The organism is Pantoea allii (assembly GCF_002307475.1).
In the GTDB taxonomy this organism is placed as follows: Bacteria; Pseudomonadota; Gammaproteobacteria; order Enterobacterales; family Enterobacteriaceae; genus Pantoea; species Pantoea allii.
Window position 1 is genome coordinate 111,727 of sequence record NZ_NTMH01000040.1, and the last position, 26,428, is coordinate 138,154.

Annotated in this window: 25 protein-coding genes and 2 pseudogenes; 16 read left to right on the forward strand and 11 right to left on the reverse strand. The window is 56.0% G+C overall.

Annotated elements, in window-relative coordinates; translation table 11 throughout:
- Positions 1–153 precede the first annotated feature (153 nt).
- On the reverse strand, positions 154–888 hold the full coding sequence (locus CMR03_RS17565) for a MerR family transcriptional regulator (RefSeq protein WP_063881135.1): 735 nt from the start codon (positions 886–888) through the stop codon (positions 154–156).
- Between the two features lie 147 nt (positions 889–1,035).
- Here CMR03_RS17565 and CMR03_RS17570 point away from each other — a divergent pair, with 147 nt between their 5' ends.
- The 4 genes from CMR03_RS17570 (at position 1,036) to ybiB (ending at position 5,474) form a co-directional block, all read left to right on the forward strand.
- Complete coding sequence (locus CMR03_RS17570; protein WP_063878865.1) at positions 1,036–1,599, forward strand: helix-turn-helix domain-containing protein; 564 nt, start codon at positions 1,036–1,038, stop codon at positions 1,597–1,599.
- The gene (locus CMR03_RS17575; RefSeq protein ID WP_096012172.1) at positions 1,596–2,114 is read left to right on the forward strand and encodes a GNAT family N-acetyltransferase; all 519 of its coding nucleotides are present in this window, start codon (positions 1,596–1,598) and stop codon (positions 2,112–2,114) included. The genes CMR03_RS17570 and CMR03_RS17575 overlap by 4 nt, the downstream gene beginning before the upstream one ends.
- A 201-nt stretch (positions 2,115–2,315) precedes the next feature.
- The gene (gene dinG, locus CMR03_RS17580; protein WP_096012173.1) at positions 2,316–4,478 is read left to right on the forward strand and encodes an ATP-dependent DNA helicase DinG; all 2,163 of its coding nucleotides are present in this window, start codon (positions 2,316–2,318) and stop codon (positions 4,476–4,478) included.
- Between the two features lie 27 nt (positions 4,479–4,505).
- A complete protein-coding gene (gene ybiB / locus CMR03_RS17585) occupies positions 4,506–5,474 on the forward strand; it encodes a DNA-binding protein YbiB (RefSeq protein WP_096012174.1) in 969 nt (322 codons plus the stop codon).
- On the opposite strand, the gene CMR03_RS17590 is transcribed toward ybiB, so the two are convergent.
- Together CMR03_RS17590 and CMR03_RS17595 are read right to left on the reverse strand one after the other, a co-directional pair.
- Positions 5,471–6,634 (reverse strand): M20 aminoacylase family protein, encoded by a 1,164-nt coding sequence (locus tag CMR03_RS17590; RefSeq protein ID WP_096012175.1) that lies wholly within the window; start codon positions 6,632–6,634, stop codon positions 5,471–5,473. The genes ybiB and CMR03_RS17590 overlap by 4 nt on opposite strands.
- A gap of 142 nt (positions 6,635–6,776) precedes the next feature.
- A pseudogene (locus tag CMR03_RS17595) lies at positions 6,777–6,938 on the reverse strand (substrate-binding domain-containing protein); the annotation flags it as partial.
- Between CMR03_RS17595 and CMR03_RS17600 the strand changes: the two are divergent.
- Positions 6,909–7,076 (forward strand): annotated as a pseudogene (locus tag CMR03_RS17600) (MFS transporter); the annotation flags it as partial. The pseudogenes CMR03_RS17595 and CMR03_RS17600 overlap by 30 nt on opposite strands.
- Positions 7,077–7,222: 146 nt before the next feature.
- On the opposite strand, the gene hutU reads toward CMR03_RS17600, so the two are convergent.
- Positions 7,223–8,905 carry a urocanate hydratase gene (gene hutU / locus CMR03_RS17605; RefSeq protein WP_096012176.1) on the reverse strand — a complete coding sequence of 561 codons (1,683 nt, stop codon included), beginning with the start codon at positions 8,903–8,905 and terminating at the stop codon, positions 7,223–7,225.
- A 10-nt stretch (positions 8,906–8,915) separates the two neighbouring features.
- The gene (gene hutH / locus CMR03_RS17610) at positions 8,916–10,472 is read right to left on the reverse strand and encodes a histidine ammonia-lyase (RefSeq protein WP_096012177.1); all 1,557 of its coding nucleotides are present in this window, start codon (positions 10,470–10,472) and stop codon (positions 8,916–8,918) included.
- Positions 10,473–10,775: 303 nt separating this feature from the next.
- Here hutH and hutC point away from each other — a divergent pair, with 303 nt between their 5' ends.
- Positions 10,776–11,531, forward strand: coding sequence for a histidine utilization repressor (gene hutC, locus CMR03_RS17615; protein WP_063878873.1), 756 nt, complete (start codon positions 10,776–10,778; stop codon positions 11,529–11,531).
- Here hutC and CMR03_RS17620 read toward each other — a convergent pair.
- Positions 11,515–12,060, reverse strand: a complete 546-nt coding sequence (locus tag CMR03_RS17620; RefSeq protein ID WP_096012178.1) for a HutD/Ves family protein — start codon at positions 12,058–12,060, stop codon at positions 11,515–11,517. The genes hutC and CMR03_RS17620 overlap by 17 nt on opposite strands.
- Entirely contained in the window at positions 12,057–13,412 is a 1,356-nt protein-coding gene (locus CMR03_RS17625; protein WP_096012179.1) for a formimidoylglutamate deiminase, read from the reverse strand. The genes CMR03_RS17620 and CMR03_RS17625 overlap by 4 nt, the downstream gene beginning before the upstream one ends.
- 84 nt (positions 13,413–13,496) lie before the next feature.
- Here CMR03_RS17625 and hutI point away from each other — a divergent pair, with 84 nt between their 5' ends.
- The 8 genes from hutI (at position 13,497) to CMR03_RS17660 (ending at position 20,783) form a co-directional block, all read left to right on the forward strand.
- On the forward strand, positions 13,497–14,714 hold the full coding sequence (hutI, locus tag CMR03_RS17630; protein WP_096012180.1) for an imidazolonepropionase: 1,218 nt from the start codon (positions 13,497–13,499) through the stop codon (positions 14,712–14,714).
- Entirely contained in the window at positions 14,711–15,502 is a 792-nt protein-coding gene (gene hutG, locus CMR03_RS17635) for an N-formylglutamate deformylase (protein ID WP_096012181.1), read from the forward strand. Before hutI ends, hutG begins: the two co-directional genes overlap by 4 nt.
- 67 nt (positions 15,503–15,569) lie before the next feature.
- Positions 15,570–15,767 (forward strand): hypothetical protein, encoded by a 198-nt coding sequence (locus tag CMR03_RS25060; protein WP_128604178.1) that lies wholly within the window; start codon positions 15,570–15,572, stop codon positions 15,765–15,767.
- 400 nt (positions 15,768–16,167) lie between these two features.
- Positions 16,168–17,016: a transporter substrate-binding domain-containing protein gene (locus tag CMR03_RS17640; protein WP_096012182.1), complete on the forward strand. Its 849-nt coding sequence runs from the start codon at positions 16,168–16,170 to the stop codon at positions 17,014–17,016.
- Between the two features lie 12 nt (positions 17,017–17,028).
- The gene (locus tag CMR03_RS17645; protein WP_096012183.1) at positions 17,029–17,748 is read left to right on the forward strand and encodes an ABC transporter permease; all 720 of its coding nucleotides are present in this window, start codon (positions 17,029–17,031) and stop codon (positions 17,746–17,748) included.
- A gap of 11 nt (positions 17,749–17,759) precedes the next feature.
- Positions 17,760–18,491: an ABC transporter permease gene (locus tag CMR03_RS17650; protein WP_063878880.1), complete on the forward strand. Its 732-nt coding sequence runs from the start codon at positions 17,760–17,762 to the stop codon at positions 18,489–18,491.
- A 1-nt stretch (position 18,492) separates the two neighbouring features.
- Positions 18,493–19,287 (forward strand): ABC transporter ATP-binding protein, encoded by a 795-nt coding sequence (locus CMR03_RS17655; RefSeq protein ID WP_096012184.1) that lies wholly within the window; start codon positions 18,493–18,495, stop codon positions 19,285–19,287.
- On the forward strand, positions 19,284–20,783 hold the full coding sequence (locus CMR03_RS17660; protein ID WP_096012185.1) for an HAL/PAL/TAL family ammonia-lyase: 1,500 nt from the start codon (positions 19,284–19,286) through the stop codon (positions 20,781–20,783). Before CMR03_RS17655 ends, CMR03_RS17660 begins: the two co-directional genes overlap by 4 nt.
- A 3-nt stretch (positions 20,784–20,786) precedes the next feature.
- On the opposite strand, the gene CMR03_RS17665 is transcribed toward CMR03_RS17660, so the two are convergent.
- The gene (locus tag CMR03_RS17665; RefSeq protein WP_096012186.1) at positions 20,787–21,416 is read right to left on the reverse strand and encodes a flavin reductase family protein; all 630 of its coding nucleotides are present in this window, start codon (positions 21,414–21,416) and stop codon (positions 20,787–20,789) included.
- A gap of 318 nt (positions 21,417–21,734) precedes the next feature.
- Between CMR03_RS17665 and CMR03_RS17670 the strand changes: the two genes are divergently transcribed.
- Both CMR03_RS17670 and rlmF read left to right on the forward strand, forming a co-directional pair.
- Complete coding sequence (locus tag CMR03_RS17670) at positions 21,735–22,841, forward strand: SDR family oxidoreductase (RefSeq protein ID WP_096012187.1); 1,107 nt, start codon at positions 21,735–21,737, stop codon at positions 22,839–22,841.
- Positions 22,842–23,082: 241 nt separating this feature from the next.
- Positions 23,083–24,006, forward strand: coding sequence for a 23S rRNA (adenine(1618)-N(6))-methyltransferase RlmF (gene rlmF / locus CMR03_RS17675; RefSeq protein WP_167385757.1), 924 nt, complete (start codon positions 23,083–23,085; stop codon positions 24,004–24,006).
- Between the two features lie 35 nt (positions 24,007–24,041).
- Here rlmF and glnQ read toward each other — a convergent pair whose 3' ends face one another.
- From glnQ to glnH, 3 genes are all read right to left on the reverse strand, one after another.
- Complete coding sequence (gene glnQ / locus CMR03_RS17680) at positions 24,042–24,764, reverse strand: glutamine ABC transporter ATP-binding protein GlnQ (protein WP_096012188.1); 723 nt, start codon at positions 24,762–24,764, stop codon at positions 24,042–24,044.
- Positions 24,761–25,420, reverse strand: a complete 660-nt coding sequence (gene glnP / locus CMR03_RS17685) for a glutamine ABC transporter permease GlnP (RefSeq protein ID WP_014593272.1) — start codon at positions 25,418–25,420, stop codon at positions 24,761–24,763. The genes glnQ and glnP overlap by 4 nt, the downstream gene beginning before the upstream one ends.
- Positions 25,421–25,497: 77 nt before the next feature.
- Complete coding sequence (gene glnH / locus CMR03_RS17690; RefSeq protein WP_063878885.1) at positions 25,498–26,244, reverse strand: glutamine ABC transporter substrate-binding protein GlnH; 747 nt, start codon at positions 26,242–26,244, stop codon at positions 25,498–25,500.
- Between the last annotated feature and the right edge of the window lie 184 nt (positions 26,245–26,428).

Below are 26,428 nucleotides of genomic sequence, written 5' to 3' on the forward strand. Positions count from 1 at the left end.
AAGTCCACTGGTGCCGCCGATAGCCATAATGGCGAACAGCGTGGCAAAAAAGGTTTTTTTCCAGTTCATAAATAACCTGAGGGTGATGACGTCGAGGCGGGGATGATAGCGCGCGCAAGGCAGCCGTCATAGTGCCGAGCGTGCGTTTTTGTCTCAGTGTACGTCGTGCAAACGCACAGAGAATCCCTGTTCCTGCCAGTGTGCCAACTGTTCCTGCTGGCGGCGCGTCAGTCTTTTACCCGTAAAAACAAACATATTCAGCCCCGGGAACAGCTCCGGACGGGGAACGTCGAGGGGTTCTGCGAGCACATCAATGCGCCAGCCATGCTGGGATAAACGCCAGCCTTCCAGCCAGATGCGCGTACGATCTTCAATGCCCCAGCCAATAATCAGCGCTTCCTGACCGGCTTTTTTACGATTGCAAGCCAGACAAAACGCCACATAGTCGATCAAAATGCCATCCAGCAGGCTGCACATGGTGCGTGCGGTATTTTGATCAAGACTGAGCTTCTGCCTTATAGGCATAAAAACATGATCGATTAGGGCATCGACCGCATATTCGCGACCAATTAAGGCGATTTTATTGCGTAGCTTAGCCGGCCTTACATGGCGCAGTATGCTGATGAGTTCGTCCTGCATGGCCGTCCAGCCATCATGGGCGTCAACATCTCCACCTTCCAGTAGCGCTTTGACTTTGCCCACTGGTACTCCACTTTCAATCCAGCGCATAATTTCCTGAATACGCTGAACATCTTCTTCATCGAACTGTCGATGACCGCCTTCGGTGCGTTGTGGCTTCAAGAGCCCATAACGTCGTTGCCAGGCGCGTAAGGTAACCGGGTTTATGCCACAGCGTTCGGCGACATCGCCGATACTGTATACGGTCATATTTACCTCTTTCACTGACCTGAGTGAGACCACCATAACGAAGCCTGTTAAGTTGTACAACCAATTTTTAGGTGTACAACTTGACGGCTGCGCTTAAATGTTGTTCTATCTCAATTATGAGATTTTATTTTCATAAGTGAGATAAGAATGTCTTTTGATAATACGGAACAGCGGTTAGCGGCTCGCCTGGCAGAATTGCGTCTCAAACAGGGCTGGTCACTGGATGAACTCTCTACCGCCACGGGCATTAGCCGGCCAACATTATCGCGTATCGAGCGCGGGGAAACCAGCCCAACGGCCGCACTGCTTAACCGGTTGTGCGTTGCCTATAGCCTGACGATGTCGCGCCTGCTGAGCGAAGTCGAAGAGGGCAGCGATCTGCTGATCCCCCGTGAACATCAGCCGGTATGGAACGATGAAGCGACAGGGTTTAGCCGCCGCAACGTTTCACCGCCCGCCCATAATTTTCGCTGTGAACTTATAGAAGGCACGCTGCGGCCCGGCGCGCGCATCGAATATGATGCCCCACCGCTGCAGGGCATGGAGCAACATATCTGGATGCGCCAGGGGCAACTGACCATAACGATGGGTGCCCAGAGCTGGTTACTGGGGCCGGGCGACAGCCTGCGCTTCCATCTGACCGGCGCGTCTGCTTTTCAGGCGCATCTTACCGAAGGCGCTCGCTACTTACTGGTGGTGTGTAAATCATGATGACATATCAGCAACTCAGTGCCGGTGAAGCACTGCAGGTCTTACCCGAACTGGTGCAGGTTTTACAGGCCTGTGTCGCCGACGGGGCCAGCGTGGGTTTTATCGATCCTGACGACACTGCGGCCATGCAGCTTTTCTGGCAGAGACAGCTTGATGGGCTGGAAAAAGGCCAAAGTGAATTGCTGGTCGCCCGCCAGCATGACCGCGTCGTGGCGACCGTTATGCTCAACTACAGCGCCATGCCCAATGGGGGCCATCGGGCCGAAGTCAGCAAGCTGCTGGTGCACCCACAGGCGCGACGGCAAGGGATTGCGCGCAGGCTAATGCAGCAGGCCGAACAACGGGCACGCCAGCAGGGGAAAAATTTACTGGTACTGGATACGCGAACGGGCGATGTCGCCAGCGATCTTTATCGTGCCCTGCACTGGCAGGTCGCGGGGTCGATTCCATCCTATGCACAGTCCATTCACGGTGAACTGGACGCGACAACGGTGATGTTTAAGCTGCTGCAATAAAAGCCTGCGCCCGGAACGGGTGCGTCAGCATCGTGCAGTCTGAAGCCCTGGGCAACGCTCACCGGCAGTGTGCATCCTGGCGTTTAGCCAACAACATGCGCCGCCGTTTCGGAAGCCAGCACGAAAAAACAGACCTGAAAGCTGACGGCACTGCGATACTGTGTAAAAATACAGGCCATTTAGTAAAGCGGTAATCTTAACATGGCCCTGACAGCAGCATTAAAAAGCCAGATAGCACAGTGGTATAAAGCGCTGCAGCAACAGGTGCCAGACTTTATTCCTCGCCCGGCCCAGCGGCAGATGATCGCGGAGGTCGCGAAATGCCTGTCGGGTGATGACGGCCGCCATCTGGCAGTAGAAGCGCCAACGGGCGTGGGCAAAACCCTTTCGTATCTTATTCCCGGCATCGCCGTCAGCCGCGCAGAAGAGAAGCGGCTGGTGATCAGCACGGCAAACGTGGCGTTGCAGGATCAAATCTTCAGCAAAGATCTGCCGCTGCTCAAGAAAATCATTCCGGATTTAACCTTTACTGCGGCCTTTGGGCGCGGGCGCTATGTCTGCCCGCGTAATCTGGCTGCGCTGGTGGCAGACGATAATCAGCAGGCCGACCTGCTTTTCTACCTGGATGATGAGGCGATCAGCAGCACCAAAGAAGAACAGGTCCAGTGCGGACGGCTGCAAAAGTCACTGGACCGCTACCAGTGGGACGGCCTGCGCGATCACAGCGAGGAAAACGTCAGTGACAGCCTGTGGCAACGTCTGTCCACTGACAAAGCCAGCTGTCTTGGCGTGCACTGCCGCTGGTACCGCGAATGCCCGTTCTTCATTGCGCGTCGGGAAATCGAGCAGGTCGATGTGGTGGTCGCTAACCACGCGCTGGTGATGGCGGCCATGGAAAACGAATCGGTGCTGCCCCCGGCCAAAAACCTGATGCTGGTCCTGGATGAAGGGCACCATCTGCCGGAAGTGGCGCGTGATGCGCTGGAGATGAGCGCAGATATCACGCCGGGCTGGACCAGCCTGCAGCTTGATCTGTTTGTGAAGCTGGTGGAGGCGATAATGAGCCAGATGCGGCCCAAATCGCCGCCACCGCTGGCCAACCCCGAACGTCTTAAAGCCCATTGCGATGAACTCCGCGAACTGTTGGCGACCATCGGTGAGGCGTTAAACCCGTTACTCCCGCCGCACAATCAGCCGGGCGAATTTCGCTTTGTCCTGGGCGCATTACCTGACGAGCTGCTGGCGCTGTGTGCGCGGCTGTTCAAGCTGAGCGACGGGCTACGCGGGCTGAGTGAAGGGCTGATTAACGCCCTGAGTGAACAAACCGGGAGCGTCGATCTGGTGCGTTTACACCGCAATTTATTACAGCTTAATCGCCACTTTGGCTGGTTTGAGTCCATCAGCAAACTGTGGCGGCTGGCCGCCATGGAAAAAGCCTCTGGTGCGCCAGTTTCAAAATGGATTACCCGGGAACTGCGTGACGGTCAGGCACATCTGTTGTTCCACTGCGCGGGGATTCGCGTCTGCGATCAGCTGGAAAAAATGCTCTGGCGTAAAATCCCCCATGTCGTCGTGACCTCCGCCACGCTGCGCTCATTAAACAGCTTTAGCCGTCTGCAGGAGATGTCCGGGCTAAATGAAAAGGCGGGCGACCGTTTTGTGGCGCTGGAGTCGCCGTTTAGCCATGTCGATCAAGGCAAGTTGGTAATCCCGCAGATGCGCTACGAACCTCTGATGGCAAATGAAGCGGAACATATCGCGGAAATGGCGGCTTTTTTTCGCCAGCAAATGCAGGCTGAAAAGCACAAAGGAGTGCTGGTGCTGTTTGCCAGCGGACGCGCCATGCAGCAGTTTGTCGAGGCGCTACCGGAATTCCGTCTGACGATGCTGGTACAGGGCGATCAGCCGCGCAGTCGCCTGATCGCGCTGCACCGTAAACGGGTAGAACAGGGCGATACCAGCATTTTGATCGGCCTGCAGTCCTTTGCAGAAGGGCTGGATTTAAAAGGCGAGCTGCTTAGCCAGGTCCATATTCATAAAATTGCTTTTCCACCCATAGACAGTCCGGTAATTTTAACCGAGGGTGAATGGCTGAAGAGCCTAAAGCGTTATCCGTTTGAGGTGCAAAGTTTACCCAGTGCCTCTTTTACGTTGATTCAGCAGGTAGGACGTTTGATCCGCAGCCATCAGTGTTTCGGTGAGATCGTTATTTACGATCGCCGCCTGTTGAGTAAAGCTTACGGGAGCCGACTGTTAGCGGCGCTGCCGGTGTTTTCGATTGAGCAGCCGGTAACGCCCGAACCCGAGGCCATAAGCACCAAACCCCATACCGGCACGCGTAAACCGCGTGCGAAGCGGCGTTAAGTCGTTGCCACTGACCGGAAATGCGTGATGGAACTGAATAAAATTATCAAAGAAGTGGGGCGGGGTAAGAATCACGCCCGTGATATTGATTTCGACAGTGCTGTGGCACTCTACGGCGCGATGCTGGACGGCGAAGTGCCGGATCTTGAAATGGGCAGCATTTTAATCGCTCTGCGAATCAAGGGCGAAGGCGAAGCGGAAATGCGCGGGTTTTATCAGGCGATGCAGTCGCGGGTGATGCGCCTGCATGCGCCAGCCGGTCGGCCGATGCCCATCGTCATCCCCAGCTATAACGGCGCGCGGCGTCAGGGCAACTTGACGCCATTACTGGCGCTGGTGCTGAACAGGCTCGGTTTTCCCGTGCTGGTTCATGGTGTGAGTGAGGATGCAACGCGTGTCACCAGTGAAGCCGTCTTTGCGGCGCTGGGCATCGCGCCGGTCGCCACGGCTGAGCAGGCCCAGTCAAAACTCGACAACGGTGAGCTGGTCTTTATCACCATCGATAACCTCTGTCCGCCCATGGCAAAACAGCTGTCGTTACGTTGGCGGATGGGCGTACGTAACAGCGCCCATACGCTGGCGAAGCTGGCAACGCCGTTTGCTGAACGCGAGGCACTGCGCCTGTCGAGCGTGTCTCACCCGGAGTATGTACCGCGCGTCGCAACCTTTTTTAGCGCGATTGATGCCCCGGCGATTCTGCTGAACGGGACAGAAGGCGAGGTTTATGCTAATCCGCAGCGCTGCCCGGCCATCAGCTATGTGGGTGGCGACGGGCAGCAGGCCGAAGTCTGGGTGGAGAGACAGCCGGAAGTCGCCGTGTCGTTGCCAACTGACAAATCCGCAGCCGAAACGGCCCGCTGGACGCAAGAGGTGCTGAATCATCAGCGTCCTCTTCCTGAGGCTCTCCGACTGCAAATTGCCTGCTGCCTGCGCGCCAGCGCTCAGTGTGCGTCGCTGGAAGCGGGTCTGGAAAGACTGACGGCGGCCGGTTTTTAACCGCGATCCTGCGGCAGTGCGTGTTCCACCAGGTTTTGCCAAAAGCGAATACCGGTGGGAATCAGCGCATCGTTGAAATCGTAGTGGGCATTGTGTAGCGGTGCGGATGGGGTTGCACCATCTGCGCCAAGCCAGAAATAGGCACCGGGGCAGGCTTCCAGCATGCAGGCAAAATCTTCCGAAGCCATAGAGGGATTCACCTGCCAGCGCGCCTGTTCTTCGCCCAAAGTCCTGACGGCGACGTCATGCACCTGCTGAGCCGGGCCGGCATGATTGGTGGTCACCGGATAGCCAGGCAGCCAGCGAATCGCCCCGCAAACGCCAAAGGGTTTCGGCAGCGTCGTCACAAAATCATCGATAAGCGTATGAACCCGATTGCGTACATCGTCTTGCAAACAACGCACGGTGCCGCGCAGAACAATCTGTTCTGGAATGACGTTAATCGCTTCGCCGCCGTGAATCTGGGTGACGCTCACCACGGCAGAAGACAGGGGCGACAGGCGACGTGACGGAATGGTTTGCAGGGCCAGGATCAGCTCAGCTGCTACCACCATTGGATCGGCACCGCTTTCCGGCATAGCAGCATGGCAACTTTTACCACTCAGGGTAATTTCAAAGGCGTCCAGCGAGGCCATCATCGCACCGGCGTTCACCGCCAGCGAACCCAGCGGTAAGCCCGGCCAGTTGTGCATGGCGTAAACGGCATCCATAGGGAAACGTGTGAACAACCCCTCTTCAACCATCTTGCGGGCACCGCCAAGGTTCTCTTCCGCTGGCTGAAAGATAAAATGAACTGTGCCGCTAAACTGGCGCGTGGCCGCCAGTTGTTTCGCAGCCGCCAGCAAAATGGCGGTGTGACCATCATGCCCGCAGGCATGCATCACGCCGGGTTTACTGGAGCGCCAGGCGGTATCGCCTTTTTCGTTAATTGGCAGTGCGTCCATATCCGCCCGCAGGCCGATAACCGGCCCGGTGCCATTTTCCAGCGTGCCAATCACACCCGTACCCGCAAGACCGCGAAACACCTGTAAGCCCGCCTGCTCAAGTTCATGAGCAACTTTGTCGCTGGTCTGATGTTCCTGATAGCCCAGTTCGGGTTCGCGGTGAAACTGGTGGCGCCAGCGCAGCGCATCATCGAGTAGGGCAGAGGAAAGAGTCATGCAGTATCGCGCTCCATATCATTCAGGAAGCTTCACTTTAGAGGCCGCGCGACAGCGCGTCTATCGCCAGAAGCGATAAAATGGACAATGCGCTAAATCAAAAAGGAATAAGTAATAAACAAGCGTGCAGGCGTGGCAGATTTTATGCCGACGCGCGTTTTATTAAATGAAAGCCGATATCAATAATGCTCTCTTCAACCGGGCGCTGCTCGATACGGTCAGCCAGTAGAGTCGCGGCGCGTTGACCCATAGCCACCCGATCGACGCTAATGGTGGTGATGGCAGGCCGATTGCTGGCGGCAAAAAAGTCTCAGAGAAAATCACGCTGGCCCAGTTCAAAAACGTTTGTGTCAACCGCATGATGATAGGGGGTTATATTGGGCCGTTCTGCGTAACCTCACTTACCGGGTTCTTTCTGACCTGGTTCCCCACCTACCTTTATTGTCGGGCCTTTAGATCGTATTACGCTGAACTCCGCTAAGTCTGAGTAAACCTGTTCATGCGTTTCGCTCCGCTGTTCCGGACATGCACGCCCCGGAACAGCGTTTTTTCAGCTTAACGGTATCCAAAAAATACCGGCGTTGTGGTTTATTGCATGGGTAAGTTCAGACCATGTTTTGTCGCACAAGTCTGTGCCAGCTCGTAGCCCGCGTCGGCATGACGCATCACGCCAGTCGCGGGATCGTTCCACAGTACACGGCCAAGGCGGGCATCAGCCGCTTCCGTACCGTCGCACACAATGACCACACCGGAGTGCTGTGAGAACCCCATGCCCACGCCACCACCATGATGCAGGCTCACCCAGGTCGCGCCGCCCGCCGTATTGAGCAGAGCGTTGAGCAGCGGCCAGTCTGACACCGCATCCGACCCATCTTTCATAGCCTCGGTTTCACGGTTTGGCGAAGCGACGGAGCCACAGTCCAGGTGATCGCGACCAATCACGATCGGCGCTTTCAGCTCGCCAGTGCGTACCATTTCATTGAACGCCAGCGCGGCAAGATGGCGCTCACCCAGCCCCAGCCAGCAGATGCGAGCCGGTAAGCCCTGAAAGGCGATACGTTCCTGCGCCATATCCAGCCAGCGATGCAGCGTCTTATGCTCAGGAAAGAGTTCTTTGAGTTTGGCATCCGTTTTGTAGATATCTTCAGGATCGCCAGACAGCGCTACCCAGCGGAACGGCCCTTTGCCTTCGCAAAACAGAGGGCGGATATAGGCAGGCACAAAGCCGGGGAAGTCAAACGCGTTGCTGACGCCTTCATCCAGCGCCACCTGGCGAATGTTATTGCCGTAATCCACAGTAGGAATGCCCATATGACAAAAGTCGAGCATCGCCTGTACATGTACCGCCATGGACGCGCGAGCAGCCTTTTCTACGGCTTTGGGATTTGTTTCCCGCTCCTGCTGCCAGCGTGCAACGTCCCAGCCCAGTGGCAGGTAGCCATTGATGGGATCGTGGGCCGAAGTTTGGTCGGTGACGATATCGGGCTTAGGTCCGCCAGCTTTCGCGCGTTTCACCAGTTCTGGCAGAATCTCTGCGGCGTTGCCCAGCAGGCCAACGGAGATCGCTTTTTTCGCTTGGGTGGCGGCGTCAATCAGGGCCAGCGCCTCATCCAGCGAGGTGGCTTTATGATCGACGTAACGCGTACGTAAACGGAAATCGATACGCGACTCCTGGCACTCTATCGCCAGCACGCAGGCACCCGCCAGCACGCCTGCCAGGGGTTGTGCGCCGCCCATGCCGCCTAAACCGGCGGTCAGGATCCAGCGTCCGCTTAAATCATTGTTGTAATGCTGCCGTCCTGCCTCGACAAAGGTCTCATAAGTACCCTGAACAATCCCCTGGGCACCGATGTAAATCCAGGAGCCAGCGGTCATCTGGCCATACATCATCAGCCCGGCTTTATCCAGCTCATGGAAGTGATCCCAGTTGGCCCAGTGGGGAACCAGATTGGAGTTGGCCAGCAGGACGCGGGGCGCATCGGCATGGGTACGGAATACACCCACGGGTTTGCCCGACTGGATCAACAGGGTTTCGTCCGGCTGCAGCAGCTGGAGCGAGCGTAAAATTTGCTCAAAACATTCCCAGTTGCGCGCGGCTTTACCGATACCGCCGTACACCACCAGGTCTTCCGGGCGTTCTGCCACGTCGGGGTCCAGGTTGTTCTGGATCATGCGGTAAGCCGCTTCAATTAACCAGTTGGCGCAGTGCAGTTCATTTCCACGCGGCGCACGAATCTCGCGTGCCACCGCTTTTGTCAGGGTTTCGCTCATTACGGATTCCTTATTTAACTGAATGTGTGCCCATGCTGGGTAACAATGCGGTGAGTGCCTGCGGCCAGTCGCAGCGGCTTGCCCACTGACGCATCGCCTCGATGTCCGGAGCCAGCAGGCGGTCTTCCTCAAGGAAGGCCACGCGTTCGCGGATGCTGTCGATGGCCTGCTCTATCAGGGCAGAACTTTGCAAGGGACGATGAAACTCAATGCCCTGTGCGGCCGCCATCGCTTCAATGCCCACCACGGCGGCGCTGTTAAAGCACATCTCGCCCAGACGGCGAGCGGCATAGGTCGCCATGGAAACGTGATCTTCCTGGTTGGCCGAGGTCGGTAAGCTGTCTACGCTGCCGGGATGGGCCAGTGATTTGTTTTCGGATGCCAGCGCCGCTGCGGTAACCTGGGCAATCATAAAGCCGGAGTTGACGCCACCGTCGCGCACCAGGAAAGGCGGCAGCCCGGACAGGCCGGTATCCAGCAGCAGGGCCAGCCGACGTTCAGAAATCGCCCCAACCTCGGCAATGGCTAACGCAATAATGTCAGCCGCAAACGCCACCGGTTCAGCATGGAAGTTGCCACCGGAGATCACCTCGCCGGTTTCGCTGAATACCAGCGGATTATCAGAGGCGGCATTGGCTTCAATTTGCAGGACGCGGGCGGCATGCGTGAGATTATCCAGGCAGGCGCCCATCACCTGCGGTACGCAGCGGATAGAGTAGGGGTCCTGTACGCGGCCACAGTGTGTATGCGATCCCAGGATCTCACTTCCTTCAATCAGGTGGGTGACCGCGGCGGCGACGGCAATCTGGCCTTGCTGGCCGCGCGCCTGATGGATACGCGCATCGAAAGGCTTTAACGACCCCTTGATGGCTTCTAACGATAGCGCGCCCGCCATTAAGCCTGCGGCAAACAGGTTCTCGGCTTCAAACAGGCCACGCAGCGCCAGGGCCGTAGAAACCTGGGTGCCATTAAGCAATGCCAGGCCTTCTTTAGGGCCAAGTACAAAAGGCGTCAGGCCGACGCTGGCCAGGCCCTCTGTGGCGGGGATCAGTTCGCCCTTGACCCGCACCTGACCTTCACCAAGCAGCATCAGCGACATATGTGCCAGCGGCGCGAGATCGCCCGAGGCGCCCACCGAGCCCTTTTCTGGAATGCAGGGCATGATGCCGGCATTAAACAGAGCCAACAGGGCGTCGACCAGTTCAATGCGCACGCCGGAATGACCCCGCGAAAGGCTGATAATTTTACTTGCCACAACCAGCCGCGTCACACTATCGGGCAGTAAATTCCCTAACCCCACGCTGTGAGACAGCACCAGGTTACGTTGCAGGTCTGCAAGACGAGCCGCAGGGATTTGTGTCTGTGCCAGTTTGCCAAAACCGGTATTAATGCCGTAAACCACACTGCCGGAAGCAACGATCGCTTCGACGGTACGGTGCGCCTCGGCAATGGCGCGGCGGGCATCATCGTCAAGGCTGAGGGTGACGTTGCCGTGATAAATTGCGCGTAACGTCGCGAGATCGACGTTACCTGGAACCAGGTGTAATACCTGAGTCGAACCTGACATAACCTGCTCCTGTCTATACAAGGGTTGGGTTGCCACAGGGCATCTTTATTGACCCTGATCAACTGAATAAAGCGAGTGAAACATAACTGTCTATTCTTGTCTATACAAGTTGCAAGCGGCGTGCCAAACCGATCACAAAAATGATCGGGCGTCAGTTCTGGGGAGGACAAACGATCACCGTTATTCCTGCACCTTTATCAGGCAACAGGTGCACGGATAAAGTGCTGATGGCGCGCCTGAATGTATATACATCCAGCCCTTCAGGCAGTAAACTCTGAGCATTATCAGTGAAAGGAAGACGTTATGGCCGAGCATACGGCAATTGCACAACTGGCGGCCGCCATGAGCGATGAACCGGCGCCCATTTATCAGCGGGTCAAGCAGGCCATCGTCAGCCAGATTCGTGAAGGACACTGGAAAGCCAATCAGCGGGTCCCCTCCGAAAGCGAGCTGGTCAATGAGCTTGGCGTAAGCCGAATGACCATCAATCGTGCTTTACGTGAGCTGACCAGCGAAGGGTTTTTGGTGCGTATGCAGGGCGTGGGGACGTTTGTCGCCGAAATGAAAGGCTATACGGCGATGCTCGAAGTCCACAACATCGCCGATGAAATTGCCCAGCGCGGCCATCAGCACAGTTGCAAAATCCTGACGATGGGCCAGAACAAAGCCGATCCTGAGCAGGCCTCTTTGCTGGGGCTGACCACCGGGCAAACGCTGTTTCATTCGCTCATCGTGCATTACGAAAACGAGTTGCCGGTGCAGTTAGAGGACCGTCTGGTCAATCCGCAGCTGGCCCCGGACTATCTGGCCCAGGATTACCATACGCTCACGCCTTATACCTACCTGATGCGGGCTGCGCCGTTAACGGCAGGCGAACACATTGTTGAGGCGGTGATGCCAGATGCGCGTCAACGTAAACACCTGGCGATTGATGAGCATGAGCCGTGCCTCCTGATCCGTCGCCAGACCTGGAGCGACAATAAGATTGTGACCTACGCGCGCTTGCTTTATCCAGGCTCGCGGTACAAGCTGCTTGGGCGCTTCAAAGCACACGGGTAAGGCGTACGAACAACAGCCTGGCATCGCTGCTGTCGGGTTGTAACAGGGTGGTGTGATCCACCCACCATGCACCCTGCTGTGCGTCTAACCGCGTGTCACCTGCGATGTGCCATTTTCCGGCTAAAACCCATGCCACGCCGTGCTCGCTCACCACAGCTTCCGTCACGACGTCGGCCTGCGCCCGCCATTCACCCCGCCGCGTCATCACGTTAAAATCCTGACTCGGCTCGTTGCCTTGCAGACTGGCCTCCAGCGCCCATTCACCCGCGAAAGCCCAAGGGGCTTCAGGCAGCAAGCGGTGTTCGCATGTCGCGCCGTGAAGCAGGACCGGGCTGCCGTTTAGCAGCGTAATAGTGCGATCCACCCCGTTGAAGGTCGAAAACGGGCCGTCGCAGGCAATGGTCGCGATACTGGCTCGCCAGGCGAAGTCGGCGGCATCAGGGGGAAAGCGGATAATTTCGCGTGTTTCGCCCCCGCCGTTGCGCCAGCGGCTAACGGGTAAACTTTGCAGGGAAAAAACACGTCTCATCGCAGGGCCGCCATTGCCTGGGCGAAACGAGCCGCGCAGGCGTCTTCTGCAGCATGATGCCCGTCGCTAATCACCCGGTTGCCCGCCACATACACGTCGCGAATCTGATCGCGCTGGCCCGCAAACAACCATCGGTTGAGCAGGGCGCGTTCATCCACGCTGCCCAGCCAGGCCGCATCACGTAATACCAGCCAGTCGGCGCGCTGCCCGACGGCCAGGGAACCACTCTTAATCCCGCAGGCCTGAGCGCCGCCCGCCGCCGCCTGCTGCCACAGCAGATCGCCAACCGAGGGCTGGTTTGCCAGCGTAATGCGGTTGCGGCGGCGGTCGCGCAGACGCTGTGCGTATTCAAGCCAGCGCAGCTCTTCCTGGACGCTAAGCGAAACATGGCTGTCAGAGCCAATTCCCCAGCGGCCGCCCTGGGCGATATAGTCCACCGCCGGGAAAATGCCGTCGCCAAGATTGGCTTCGGTGGTCGGGCACAACCCGGCTACCGCACCGCTGTCAGCGAGGCGCGTGACTTCGCTGTCATCAAGATGCGTGGCGTGAATCAGGCACCAGCGTGCATCGACCTCAAAACGATTCATCAGCCAGCTCACCGGACGCTCGCCGCTCCAGGCCAGGCTGTCGTTCACCTCTTTTTCCTGCTCGGCAATGTGAATGTGAACCGGTAGCGAGCGATCGCTGGCGGTTAACACCTCGTGCATTTGCGCCTCGCTCACTGCCCGCAGCGAGTGGAAACAGAGGCCCACGTTGTGCAGCGGCTTGTCTTTCACCCACGCCTGCAGGCGCGACTGCTGTTGCAGGTAGCGGTCGGTCTGCTGAATAAAGCGTTTCTGTCCCGCCACAGGAGGCTGCGCGCCAAAACCGCTGTAGCTGTAAAGCACCGGGAGTAACGTCTGACCAATCCCTGCGGTATCGGCAGCGGCAATCAGGTGCTGCAGCATCGCATCATCCGCATAGGGCTGGCCGTTAACGTCGTGATGCAGGTAGTGAAACTCTGCGACCTGGCAGTAGCCACCTTTTAACATATCGATGTACAGCAGGGCGGCAATATCGCCGACCTGTTGTGGCGTCAGGCGCTGTACCATGCGATACATTAGATCACGCCAGGTCCAGAAGCTGTCCTGCGGATCGCCCGCCACTTCCGCCAGGCCGGCCATGGCGCGCTGAAACGCATGGGAGTGCAGATTCGCGATAGCGGGGATCACCTCGCCGTCCAGACATGTTGCCTGGCTGTCATCACTGTCGGGCGTGATGGCATCAATCAATCCAGCGGGACTGACGCTGATGCGGACCTGTTTATGCCAGCCATCCGCCAGCAGTGCGCGGGGCGCAAAAAAAATTGCCATAGTTGATCCTCAAGGGATGTGGTTGTATATACATATACATACTTTAAAACAGACTGTAAACGGCGAGAGCAACGAGAGGCAGGAATGGCAGAAGAACTCCAGGTAGACAGTGTGTGGACCGGTGCCGATGTGGTGACCATGCGCGGCGGCCGCTACGCGATTATTGAGCAGGGCGCGCTGGCGGTGAAGGCAGACAAGCTGATGTGGGTAGGGGCCGCAGCCGATATGCCTGCCTTTATCGCGCAAAAACATCACCGGCTGGCGGGCGGTATCATCACACCGGGACTGGTCGATTGCCATACTCACCTGGTTTTTGGTGGGGACCGCAGTCAGGAATTTGAACAACGTCTCAACGGAGTCAGTTATGCGGACATTGCGGCACAGGGCGGAGGGATTCTCTCTACCGTTCGGGCCACGCGCGCAGCCAGTGAAGCGGAACTGGTTACATCGGCCCGCTGGCGGCTGAATCGCTTACTGGCCGAGGGCGTGACCACCGTCGAGATCAAATCCGGCTACGGTCTGGATGAAGAGAGTGAATTACGCATGCTGCGCGCTATTCGTCAGTTGCGTAACACGGTGGCCGCAGATGTGCAGGCAACCTGCCTTGCCGCGCACGCTTTCCCGCCGGAATTTAAACAGAATCCTGATGGCTGGATAGCAATTATCTGCGAACGCCTTCTGCCTCAGGTCAAAGCCGAAGGCCTGGCTGATGCAGTTGATGCCTTTTGCGAACATCTGGCTTTTTCACCTCAGCAGGTTGCGCAGGTGTTTGAGCGGGCTAAGGCACTGGGGATACCGGTAAAACTTCACGCGGAGCAGCTGTCTGCGCTGGGCGGTGCGGCGCTGGCCGCGCGCTATGGCGCACTCTCAGCCGATCATCTGGAATATGCCACCGAAGAGGATGTTCAGGCGATGGCTGAACAGGGAACTGTCGCGGTGCTGTTGCCCGGTGCATTTTACCTGTTGCGGGAAACGCAGCGTCCGCCTGTGGCGCTGTTTCGACACTATGGCGTGCCCATGGCGCTGGCGAGTGATGCCAATCCGGGCACCTCTCCGGCCCTGTCGCTGCGTTTAATGCTGAATATGGGCTGCACCCTGTTTGGCATGACACCGGAAGAGGCGCTGGCAGGCGTCACCTTGTGGGGGGCGAAGGCTCTGGGACTGGAGGCGAGTCACGGCTCGCTTGAAGCGGGCAAAGTGGCCAGTTTTGTCCACTGGCCGCTGGCACGTCCGGCGGAACTCGTTTACTGGCTGGGCGGCGAACTGCCCTGTACCGTCATCTATCGCGGAGAAACACAATGACCCCTTTTCATTTCACGCAGGGCAGCATTCCCTTACTGGTCAGCATTCCCCATGCCGGTACGCTGTTGACGCCGGACGTTGAGGACGGACTGAGCGAGGCCGCCCGCAGTTTACCTGACACCGACTGGCACATTCCTCAACTTTATGATTTTGTCCGTGATATGGGGGCAAGTATTATCATTGGCCGCTACTCACGATTTGTTATCGACCTCAATCGCCCGTCCGATAATCAACCGCTCTATACCACCGCCACGACCGGGCTCTTTCCCGAAACCCTGTTCGACGGTACGCCCACCTTTGCTGAAGGTAAAACCCCCACGCAGGCGCAGCGCCAGGACTACGTTCAGACTATCTGGCAGCCTTACCATCAGCAGATCCAGCAGACGCTGGCGCAAATTAAAGCGCAGTTTGGTTACGCCTTACTGTTTGATGCGCATTCCATTGCCAGTGAAATCCCGCGTCTGTTTGAGGGCCGACTGCCGGATCTCAATATCGGCACGAACGACGGGGCCAGCTGCAGCAGCGCCGTTATTAACGGGCTGACCTCGGTGTGCAGTGCGCAGGATCAGTTCAGTTGGGTGGTGAACGGCCGTTTCAAAGGTGGCTATATCACGCGCGCCTACGGCCAGCCACAGCAGCAGGTTCAGGCTGTGCAACTGGAGCTGTCGCAAATCAACTATATGGATGAAAGCCCGCCGTTTACCTGGCATGAAGCGCGCGCTGCGCAGCTGAAGAAGGTGTTAAAGCCGCTGCTGCATAGCTTTCTCGAACAGGGAAAAATGGGCTGAGACGTAATCCGAGCAACCGAAACAGCCAGGCGGGTTGTTTCGGCGACATGAGACTAACGGGCGTGATGTGTGTCTGTCACGCCAGTCCCATTGTCATGGCATTGCCTCGCCGGGCGTGACGCGCGCCTACCGGCAGCCGCTTTTTACGCCTTTCCCGATAACGCGGAACCATGACGCTCAGCACAGCGTGCTGCACGTGGGATACCGCCCGTTCAGGTGCTGTCTGCAGGTGGCGGGTGGCCTGAGCGGTCAGGTTAAACCCTGAGGCGGTTCCCCAAAAACCCTATGAAGGGCTGACAGAAACCCAGGGTGCTTATCCGCGCCGCTTAACATGAACCCACAACCTGCCGCCAGACGGTTTTTGCGCTAAATTCGTGCAGCCTTTGCACGTTTGTTGTGCATCCGTCTGTCGGCTGTTGCAACACACAACCCTTGTGCTGCTGGGGAGAATAACGACCAATCTGGCACGGCCTTTGCTAGCTTGTATGTACAAGTAACCTCTGAACGAAACCCTGTTGTTATTTATCGTGTCTGGCTCACAAAAACATCAAGCCGACAATGAACTCGATAACGTTAACTTGTATATACATGACTCATCATCTTGTGAGTTTTTTGTTAAAACAACATCGATGCTGTTAAAACCTTTTTCATCCAGGAGAAGCCGTATGAAGCACCACGTAGCGTTTCGCCGTTTTTGCCTCACGACCCTGTTTTCCAGCCTGCTGCTCAGCACCGTTGCGGTGCAGGCTAAAGAGTGGAAATCGATCACGATAGCCACCGAAGGCAGCTATGAACCCTGGAACCTGACGCTGCCCGGCGGCAAACTTGGGGGTTTTGAGCCTGAGCTGATGGCCAACCTGTGCAAACGTATGGGCATCGAGTGCAAGCTGGTGGTTCAGAACTGGGATGGCATGATTGCCGGGCTGAATGCCGGCAAATATGACGTCATCATGGATGCCATCGTGATCACGCCGGATCGTAAAAAAGTGGTCAATTTCACACTGCCTTACGCCTCCACACCCGCGACCTTTATTACCGTCAAAGGCACGCTGTTGCCGCCGGGCAAGGGCGTGACGAAGTTGCACGACGATGAGAAAGAGATTGAAGCCGCGCTGGCACCGTTAAAAGCCGCGCTGAAAGGCAAAACCATCGGTATTGCTTCCGGCACGGTATATACGCCTTTTATCGACAAATATTTCAAGGGCGTGGCTGACATACGCGAGTACACCACCTCCGCCGATGCCATTCTGGATTTGCAGGCCGGACGTATTGACGCGGTGTTTGATGATGTGACCTTTGCCAAATCGATGCTGACACGCAAAGACAACAGCAACCTGACCTTCAGCGGTCCACAGCTCGGCGGTCCCATCTGGGGTGAAGGCGAAGCCATGGGTGTGCGCATGGCGGACAACGACCTGAAGACCAAACTGGACGACGCGATTAAGGCTGCGCTGGCTGACGGCACGGTAAAAGAACTTAGCGAAAAATGGTTTAAAACTGACGTTACGCCATAAGTGAGGTCGAGCATGATGAACCTGCTGGGTTTTGGCGCAGAGGGCTGGGGATGGCTGATTGTCAGCGCAACGCTTACCACGTTGCTGTTGTCGCTGGTCGCGCTAATGGTCGGTGCCATCGTGGGCTCAGCCATCGCCGCCGCGAAACTGTCGTCTCATCGCCCTTTACGCTGGTTAGGCGAGGGCTATTCGGTGATTTTTCGCGGCATCCCGGAGCTGTTAGTGATCTACCTGTTCTACTTCGGTGGATCGGGCCTGATCACGCAGATCGGTCAGTTATTCGGTGCGGAAGGGTTTATTGAAGCGCCGCCGTTTCTGATCGGTGCTCTGGCGATCGGGCTTATTTCAGGCTCCTATCAGGCAGAAGTCTATCGTGCCGCTCGGCTGGCGCTCTCCCACGGTGAAGTGGAAGCGGCGCTGGCGATAGGCATGTCACGCTGGCGTATTCGCCAGCGCATCCTGCTGCCTCAGGTGGCGCGCTATGCGCTGCCGGGCTTATCTAATGTCTGGCAAATGAGCCTGAAAGACTCTGCGTTGGTCTCGGTGACCGGCATCGTGGAACTGATGCGCGCCAGTCAGATAGCGGCCGGGTCGACGCGTGACTACTTCACCTTTTATCTGATTGGCGGGGGATGCTATCTGTTGTTAACCATACTGTCGAATCGGGCTTTTCTGCGCGCGGAAGCCCGGCTGGGCCGTGCCTGGCAAAGCCGGACAGCGGCACAGCATTAAGGAACTGCACCATGATCGATTTTGCCTTTCTTGCTGATACCTTTCTTAGGTTAAGCGCCGCACTGCCGGTCACGCTCGGCCTGTTCATCAGTTCATTCCTGTGCGGCGGGGTGCTGGCGGTGGGCATTCTGGCACTGCGGATGAGCCGCTGGCGTATCCTGAGCGGTTTTGCCCGTGGCTATATTCTGGTATTTCGGGGCTCGCCCTTAATGATCCAGCTGTTTTTAATCTATTACGGCCTGGGGCAGTTTGGCGTGATTCGGCACAGTTTTGTCTGGCCATTTTTACGAGAGCCGTTCAGCTGTGCCGTGCTGGCGCTATCGCTTTGTACCGCAGCGTATACGGCAGAAATATTGCGTGGTGCGTTGCTGGCGGTGCCAGCCGGGCAGGTGGAAGCCGGTATGGCATGTGGTATGTCGCGCTGGCTGCTACTGAGGCGCATTATTGCACCGGTCATGTTGCGCTATGCCTTGCCCGCCTATTCGACGGAAGCCATTCTGCTGGTCAAATCCACCGCACTTGCCAGTCTGGTCACCGTGTGGGATGTCACCGGGGTGGCGCAGCAGATTATCCAGCGCACCTACCGCACGATGGAAGTGTTCCTGTGTGCCGCCGCGATTTATCTGATCCTTAATTTTATTATCGTGCAGTTGTATGCCCTGCTGGAGCGTCGTCTGACGCCGGTTCATCAGCCCGCAAAGAAGCCGTTAGCGGCCGTTAAGCCCATCACTGGAGGGGAATGAGATGCAGGATTCATCCACCGTTACGCTGTCCGCCAGCGATATTCATAAATCATTCGGCACCATGGAGGTGCTGAAAGGGATTTCATTACAGGCCCATAAAGGCGATGTGATTTCTATTCTCGGGGCCAGTGGATCGGGAAAAAGCACCTTGCTGCGCTGCATTAACCTGCTGGAAACACCCGATTCCGGCGTGGTGAGCGTCGGCGGGGAAACCATTGAAATGAAGCGCCATGCGCGCGGGCATCAACTGGCCGCTAATCCCAAACAGGTCGAACGTTTGCGCTCACGCCTTGGCATGGTGTTTCAGAGCTTCAATCTCTGGTCGCATATGACCGTGCTGCAAAATGTGATTGAAGGGCCGCACTATGTCCTGAAACGCGATAAGAAAACCTGCATCGCCCAGGCTGAGCAATTACTGGATCGCGTCGGCCTGCTTAATCGCAAAGGCTTTTATCCGGCCCAACTGTCAGGCGGGCAACAGCAGCGCGTCGCCATTGCCCGCGCGCTAGCCATGGACCCGGAAGTGATGCTGTTTGATGAGCCGACCTCGGCGCTTGACCCGGAGCTGGTGGGGGAAGTGCTGAAGGTCATGCGCAGTCTGGCAGAAGAGGGGCGCACCATGTTAGTGGTGACGCATGAAATGGGGTTTGCCCGTCACGTGTCTAATCGCGTGGTGTTTATGCATCAGGGCACCATTGACTGCCAGGGCACGCCAGATGAGATGTTCGGCGAGGGCGGCTCGGCGCGCTTCAGGCAGTTTATCTCCAGCCACCATACACCGGAGTCTGTGTTATGAGTCGCGTTGTTATCTGGGGGGATGCACCCGTAACCTGGCAGGAGGTGGTCGCGGTGGCCCGCCATGATGCCGAACTGGTGCTGAGCGAGCATGCCTGGCAGCGCATTGCCCAGGGCCGGGAGATTGTGACACACATCGTCGCGAGTGGTCAGATAGCCTACGGCATTAACACAGGGCTGGGTGCGCTGTGCAATATCATGCTGGCGGAAGAAGAATTAAGTCAGCTGTCACGCAATACCTTATTAAGTCATGCCTGCGGCGTCGGGCCGCTGCTGGCGAAGCAGGAAGTCCGCGCCATCGTATGCGCCGCGATAGCGAATTACAGCCACGGAAAATCCGGCGTGTCGGTTGAACTGGTGCGACGGCTGTTGGCGTTGCTGAACCAGCACATTACTCCTCAGGTGCCCTCACAGGGGTCGGTGGGGTATTTGACCCATATGGCACACATTAGCCTGACGCTGATTGGCGTAGGTGAGGCGGAATGCGAAGGGCAGATCCTGCCCGCCAGTGAGGCCCTGACGCGCGCCGGACTCACGCCTTATCGACCCGGAGCAAAAGAGGGACTCAGCCTGGTTAATGGTACGCCGTGCATGACCGGACTGGCCTGCCTGGCGCTGGACGATGCTCGGCGTTTGCTGGACTGGGCCGATGTCACGGGCGCCATGAGTTTTGAAGCGTTAAGAGGGCAACTGGTGGCTTTTGACGAAGAGGTGCTGTCCCTGAAAGCCAGTCCGGGTATCCAGCGCAGTGGCGAGCGGTTACGGCGGTTACTGGGCGACAGCCCGCTGTTAAAGGTAAGCAGTGGCATTCGGACGCAGGATGCACTGAGCCTGCGATCCATGCCGCAGGTGCACGGTGCCTGTCGCGATCAGTTTGCACATGCAGAGCGTCAGATAGAAACCGAACTGAACGCCTGCACCGATAATCCACTGGTACTGGGCACACCGCAGGCCTGGCGCGTGGTCTCGCAAGCCAATCCACATGGTGAATCCGTTGCCATGGCCTGCGATCTGCTGGCGATTGCGCTGGCAGAGCTGGGCAGTATTGCGGAGCGACGTCTGGACCGTCTGGTGAATCCACTGGTCAGCGGCTTACCGCCTTTTCTGGTTGCCCAACCCGGCGTCAACTCCGGCATGATGATTGCGCAATACGTGGCAGCCTCACTCTGTGCTGAGAACCGCCAGCTGGCGCAGCCCGCCGTGCTGGATAACTACATTACGTCCGGGCTACAGGAAGATCACCTGAGTCTGGGGACCGGTGCGGCACTGAAATTGCTCAAGACCGTGAATAACGTTTATCAAATTCTGGCGATTGAATACCTGCTGGCCGCCCAGGCGCTGGAGTTTCATGGTGAAGCACAGCTGGCACGCAGAACCCTTCAGGCCTGGTGCCAACTGCGTCAGGTGGTGCCGAGCTGGCAGGACGATCGCTGGCTGGCACCAGAGATTGCCTGCGCAGTAAATGTCATCCGCGCGCATCCCGCGGATGCAATCTGATGCTTACCCCCGACGCGCATCCGGGCGCACCAAATCAAAGCGCTGCGCCTCACTGATACCGTAATAAGCGCTGGGGCCGCCAGCGCGTAAAATCGGTTCGGCTTTCGCCGTCTGATAAATGCCGTTTTCCAGTAGCGTTTCATCAATGTGGATGGCGACGGCTTCACCCAGCACCAGCCAGCTGTCGAGGGCGTTGCCGTGCGCATCCTGCAACTGAATAAGCTGCGTCAGTTTACACTCAAAATTCACCGGACTTTCCTGCACCAGACTGGCTTCAACCTGCGAGGCGGCAAGGGGCGTTAAACCGGCAAGGGCAAACTCATCCTGATCGGCGGGTGCAGAAATGGAACTTTCGTTCATGGCGTCGGCCAGCGGCCGGGTTGCCAGATTCCAGACAAACGCTTTGGTTTCAGCAATATTTTGCACACTGTCTTTCCAGCCGCTACTGGCGAAACCAATAATGGGTGGCTGGTAATTGAAACAGTTAAAAAAACTGTAAGGCGCAAGATTGCGGATGCCTTTGGCGCTGATGGAGCTAATCCAGCCAATGGGACGTGGGCCGATAATGGCGTTGAGTGGATCGTGCGGCAGCCCATGTCCGGCGCGAGGCTGATAAGAATAACGTTTGTTCATGGTTGTCTCCCTGTAAAAGCTGATTCAAGCGTAGTGGGTAAATGGCTGTTGCCGTGGCAAACCTGTAAAAAGGCCTCGATCAGGCACCGGATTATTCCTGAATAATAACAGCCGTTACTTTCTGTGCTAACGGATGAATTTTTATTTATATCAGTTAGTTAAATATTATTTACCGATTTTGCTACTGAAAACAGGTGGTGCAAAAGTAAACGAAAAGTAAACGAGTACATTTTATACATTTCGTGCTAGCAAAGGTTTCGTATTTGTTTAACGAAAATAGCGCAATATACAACCTCATCAATTGTTCTCGTGGTCGATATGAAAAAAATTCTTGTTACAGGATCTTCTGGATTCGTTGGTGGTGCAGTCGTGGCAGAATTGCTGATGCGCCAGGATGTTGAGTTGCTGCTGCTTGTCAGAGCCAGCGATGCTACCCAGGGACTGGAGAGGGTTAAAGATAATTTATCTAAGTTTTCATGTTCGGCACAGGCTATTCAGCGCCTGACCGCAGATCAGATTCTGGTCGGCGATCTCCTGGCGCCTGAACTGTTTCTGGATGATGCGCGCATCGATCAGGTCAGCCACGTCATTAACTGCGCGGCGATTGCGTCATTTGGTGAAAATAACGATATCTGGCGGGTTAACGTTGAAGGAACCTTCAAACTGGCCGCCAGAATGGCAGCACTGCCTGCGTTCGTGAAATTTGTCCACGTTGGTACGGCCATGTCTTCCGCGCCGGATCAGGGTGAAATCGTAAAAGAGGATCTGGTGCTGTCTTCCCGTGAAGATCACATTGTCGATTACACCTATTCCAAATCCTACATTGAAAACAAGATCAAGCAGGAACTGCCTCACCTGCCGCTGGTCATTGCCCGTCCATCCATCGTGGTTGGTCATTCTCAGGAAGGTTGTACGCCGTCAGGCAGTATTTTCTGGGTATTCAAGATGGTGATGAAGCTGGAAAAATTCCTCTGCTCACTTGACGACCGCGTCGATGTGATTCCCGTGGATTACTGTGCTAAATCATTGGTTTTCCTGCTGGATCATGGCTGTACCAAAGAGATGGTTTATCACATTTCTGCCGGTGAACGCAGCAGCAATACCTTCTCTGAAATTGATTCGGCGTTTGCCACAGCAGAAAAAAGTGCACCGCTGGCACCTAACTATCTGCAGGTTGATTTCAGCGAGATCGTTAAAGAGCGCAAGAACTTCAAAAAGATTTATGGGCCTTGTAATGAACGCCTGATGCTGCGCGCGATGCGCCTGTACGGTGAGTTCGCCCGCCTGAATGTGGTGTTCTCTAACGACAAATTGCTGCGCCTGGGTATGAGTTCACCGCCAGGCTTTACCAGCTATATCGATCGTTGCGTAGAAACCACGAAAGGTATGCCAATCCAGGATTTAATGCGCGTCGATTTTAAATAATCCCGCAGGCTTATGATGCGCCACCAGCACGTTTGCTGGTGGCGCATTTTTTATTGCTAAGCTAACGTCTTCCTTCTTTGCCTGCGCTTTTATTCCCTGTCATTGATACCGCAAACAGGCGATTCCACCGCACAGGGCACATTAACTTATCCGCCACCCTGTCTTCATGCAGCCGAGAATGCTGTTTATTTTCTGCCAGCCACAGCGTATTGTACGCGCGCCTGAAAACATGAGAGAACGTATGAAAAAGTCAGCCAGCCCGTCGCTATTCCACGCCCGAAACCGCCATCAAGGTGAATATGATTTTGCTGCCCTCACGGCGGCACATCCGCCGCTGGCCGCAAAAGTCCGGCCAAATGGTTATGGCGTGATGTCGGTTGATTTTGCCGATCCTGAGGCGGTGATGTTGCTGAACCAGGCGCTACTCAAACTTTTCTACGGACTTGACTGGCAACTGGCCCCGGGATCGCTCTGTCCACCCGTGCCGGGACGTGCTGACTACCTGCATTATCTGGCAGATTTACTGGCACTGGATAACCAAGGCAAGATCCCTTCGGCGGACGTGTTGGATATTGGGTGCGGGGCAAACTGCATTTATCCGTTGATTGGGGCCGCTGAGTATGGCTGGCGTTTTACCGGGACCGAAATTGATGAAGCCGCGCTGAAAGCTGCCGGTAAAATTGTTGCCGCCAACGCCGGTATGCAGCGCCTGATCCGCTTACGCCGACAAAAAAATCCGCAGGCGGTGCTGAATGGCGTGGTGAATAAAGATGCGTTTTTCCATGCGGTCATCTGTAACCCGCCGTTTCATGCGTCGGCCGAAGAGGCGGCGGCAGGTTCCCAGCGCAAATCGCGTAATCTGGGTTTACAGCCTGCCGCACCGCTTAACTTTGGCGGTCAGCACAATGAGCTGTGGTGTGAAGGCGGTGAAAAAGCCTTCGTGGGGAAAATGATTGCGGAAAGCGCCGGCATGGCGAACCAGGTGGTGTGGTTTACCTCGCTGGTATCGCGTAAAGAGCATTTGCCTGCCCTGGAAAAACAACTAAAAGCACTGGACACCGAAGTCGTGCGCGTGGTGAATATGGCGCAGGGGCAGAAGCAGAGCCGTTTTCTGGCGTGGAGCTTTATGCCCGCCGCCCAGCGCGCGCAACGGCTGTCTCGCTAACACAGCAGCCCGCAACGGGCTGCTGTGTTAATCACTCAGGAGACGTGCTGTAAAAATTCGCGCAGACGTTCGCTGGGAGGGTGACTGATCAGGCTGTCAGGATCACCGTCTTCGGCAATACGGCCTTTATCGATAAAGATCAGCCGTGATGCCACTTTCTGCGCAAAGCCGACTTCATGCGTGACGATAACCATCGTCATGCCTTCTTCAGCCAGGTCCTGCATCACTTTCAATACTTCATGACGAAGCTCTGGGTCCAGTGCCGAGGTCGGCTCATCGAACAGCATCATTTTGGGCTTGACCGCCAGCGCGCGCGCGATCGCCACACGCTGCTGTTGGCCGCCGGATAGCTCTGAAGGAAAGTGATGGGCGCGCTCGGCCAGGCCTACTTTAGCCAGCAGGCTCTGCGCCAGTTTATGCGCCTCTTCTTTGCTGGCACCGCGCACCCGAATCGGGCCGAATGCAACGTTATCCAGGGCACTCATCTGTGGGAAGAGGTGAAACTGCTGGAATACCATGCCTGCTTCCTGACGAATCAGACGGTCGTCGACTTTAGGATCGTTAACTTTCAATCCATCAACAATCAGCTCGCCGCTGGTAATCTCTTCTAATTTATTGATACAGCGCAGCAGGGTAGACTTACCGGAACCGGATGGACCAATAATCACCACCACTTCGCCCTGCTTAATATTCAGGTCGATATTGTGTAGCACCTGGGTTTTGCCAAAATGCTTTGAGACGTCTTTAAATTCAATCACAGGATTTTCACCCTTTTCTCAATGCGGCGCAGCACAAAGCTCAACACCAGCGTAATCACAAGATAAATAATCGCGACCGCACTCCAGATTTCCAGTGCACGGAAGTTACCGGCAATAATTTCCTGGCCCTGACGCGTCAGTTCGGCCACACCAATCACAATGAACAGGGACGTATCTTTAATACTGACAATCCACTGGTTGCCAAGCGGGGGCAGCATACGGCGCAGCGCTAAGGGCATAATCACATAGCGCAGGGTTTCACGGCTCGACAGGCCCAGCGCCAGTCCGGCTTCGCGAAAACCTTTATTGATCGACAGCACCGCACCGCGCGTAATTTCGGCAATATAAGCGCCAGAGTTAATCATGATGGTCACCACGGCGGCGGTGAAAGGATCGATACGCAAATCCGGGAAGGCCATTGGCAGGGCGAAGTAAATAAACATCACCTGCACAACGATAGGCGTGCCGCGAATAATTTCAATAAAGACCAGGGCAATATGATTGCTTATCCAGCCGCCGTACGCGCGCGCAAAACCCGCGACCAGACCGATAATTAACCCGCCCACCAGGCCAATGATGGAAATAATTAAGGTCATTTTCGCGCCTTCGAGCAGCGCTGGCATGGCTGGCCAAATGACGCTCCAGTCAAACTCCATGGTGAAACTCCACTTGTGTTGCGATGGAAAAAAGCAGGGAAATATTCCCTGCTGAAAAATGAACGCAGACTCAGTTATTATTTAGGATCGGTGCCAAACCACTTTTTATAAAGCGTGTTGTAGGTTCCGTTTTCTTTCAGTGTTTTCAGCGCGCCGTTTACTTTTTCACGCAGTTCGTCACTGCCTTTCGGGAAGGCAATACCGTACTGTTGTGCTTCAATCGATTCGCCTACCGCTTTGAAGCGGCCTTTACCGGCAGTATTAATGAAGTAAAGGATGTTTGGCGTATCATGCAGTACCGCGTCAGCACGGTTGGTACCCAGTTCCATATAGGCGTTATCAATATTAGGGAACTGACGCAGATCTTTCGTTTTGATGTGGCTCTTAGCGTAATCCACTGAACCCGTGCCGCTCTTCACTGCGACCACTTTACCATTCAGGTCGTTAATGCTTTTGATGTCATTTTCATTGTTGCGAACCATTACCAGCAGACCACTTTTATAGTAGCCATCAGAAAATTCGATCGCTTTTTTACGCTCATCCGTAATGGTGATACCGGCTAACGCCAGGTCAACGTTGCGCGTTTGTAGTGCAGGGATGATGCCACTAAAGTCCATCGGTTTCAGGGTATAATCCAGTTTCAATTGTTTTGCGATTGCATCCCACAAATCCACATCAAAACCAACATACTTATCACCCTGTTTAAATTCAAAAGGGACAAATGCAGTATCGGTGGCGACGATGAGTTTCTTTTCGGCGGCGGTAGCAGAGAGGGAGAAGGCCAGCGCCAGCGCGGCCACAGAGATGTTAAACAACGATTTCATCATTTTTCCTTATTACGACCAGGCGTCAAGGCCCAGGTTTGCGAGCTATCATATGAAAAAAATATGCCAACTTTGCAAAATACATAAAATCGACTGCCTGACACAAAATCGCTGACACGATTCTGCACGGGGAAGTGAGTTTGCACTAATTGGGTGCTTCATGGTGGTGCATAGTGCTACGGTG

Coding starts and splice junctions, on each gene's coding strand:
- CMR03_RS17565 (WP_063881135.1), bottom strand. CDS start 888: ATGACCGTATACAGTATCGGCGATGTCGCCGAACGCTGTGGCATAAAC.
- CMR03_RS17570 (WP_063878865.1), top strand. CDS start 1,036: ATGTCTTTTGATAATACGGAACAGCGGTTAGCGGCTCGCCTGGCAGAA.
- CMR03_RS17575 (WP_096012172.1), top strand. CDS start 1,596: ATGATGACATATCAGCAACTCAGTGCCGGTGAAGCACTGCAGGTCTTA.
- dinG (WP_096012173.1), top strand. CDS start 2,316: ATGGCCCTGACAGCAGCATTAAAAAGCCAGATAGCACAGTGGTATAAA.
- ybiB (WP_096012174.1), top strand. CDS start 4,506: ATGGAACTGAATAAAATTATCAAAGAAGTGGGGCGGGGTAAGAATCAC.
- CMR03_RS17590 (WP_096012175.1), bottom strand. CDS start 6,634: ATGACTCTTTCCTCTGCCCTACTCGATGATGCGCTGCGCTGGCGCCAC.
- hutU (WP_096012176.1), bottom strand. CDS start 8,905: ATGAGCGAAACCCTGACAAAAGCGGTGGCACGCGAGATTCGTGCGCCG.
- hutH (WP_096012177.1), bottom strand. CDS start 10,472: ATGTCAGGTTCGACTCAGGTATTACACCTGGTTCCAGGTAACGTCGAT.
- hutC (WP_063878873.1), top strand. CDS start 10,776: ATGGCCGAGCATACGGCAATTGCACAACTGGCGGCCGCCATGAGCGAT.
- CMR03_RS17620 (WP_096012178.1), bottom strand. CDS start 12,060: ATGAGACGTGTTTTTTCCCTGCAAAGTTTACCCGTTAGCCGCTGGCGC.
- CMR03_RS17625 (WP_096012179.1), bottom strand. CDS start 13,412: ATGGCAATTTTTTTTGCGCCCCGCGCACTGCTGGCGGATGGCTGGCAT.
- hutI (WP_096012180.1), top strand. CDS start 13,497: ATGGCAGAAGAACTCCAGGTAGACAGTGTGTGGACCGGTGCCGATGTG.
- hutG (WP_096012181.1), top strand. CDS start 14,711: ATGACCCCTTTTCATTTCACGCAGGGCAGCATTCCCTTACTGGTCAGC.
- CMR03_RS17640 (WP_096012182.1), top strand. CDS start 16,168: ATGAAGCACCACGTAGCGTTTCGCCGTTTTTGCCTCACGACCCTGTTT.
- CMR03_RS17645 (WP_096012183.1), top strand. CDS start 17,029: ATGATGAACCTGCTGGGTTTTGGCGCAGAGGGCTGGGGATGGCTGATT.
- CMR03_RS17650 (WP_063878880.1), top strand. CDS start 17,760: ATGATCGATTTTGCCTTTCTTGCTGATACCTTTCTTAGGTTAAGCGCC.
- CMR03_RS17655 (WP_096012184.1), top strand. CDS start 18,493: ATGCAGGATTCATCCACCGTTACGCTGTCCGCCAGCGATATTCATAAA.
- CMR03_RS17660 (WP_096012185.1), top strand. CDS start 19,284: ATGAGTCGCGTTGTTATCTGGGGGGATGCACCCGTAACCTGGCAGGAG.
- CMR03_RS17665 (WP_096012186.1), bottom strand. CDS start 21,416: ATGAACAAACGTTATTCTTATCAGCCTCGCGCCGGACATGGGCTGCCG.
- CMR03_RS17670 (WP_096012187.1), top strand. CDS start 21,735: ATGAAAAAAATTCTTGTTACAGGATCTTCTGGATTCGTTGGTGGTGCA.
- rlmF (WP_167385757.1), top strand. CDS start 23,083: ATGAAAAAGTCAGCCAGCCCGTCGCTATTCCACGCCCGAAACCGCCAT.
- glnP (WP_014593272.1), bottom strand. CDS start 25,420: ATGGAGTTTGACTGGAGCGTCATTTGGCCAGCCATGCCAGCGCTGCTC.
- glnH (WP_063878885.1), bottom strand. CDS start 26,244: ATGAAATCGTTGTTTAACATCTCTGTGGCCGCGCTGGCGCTGGCCTTC.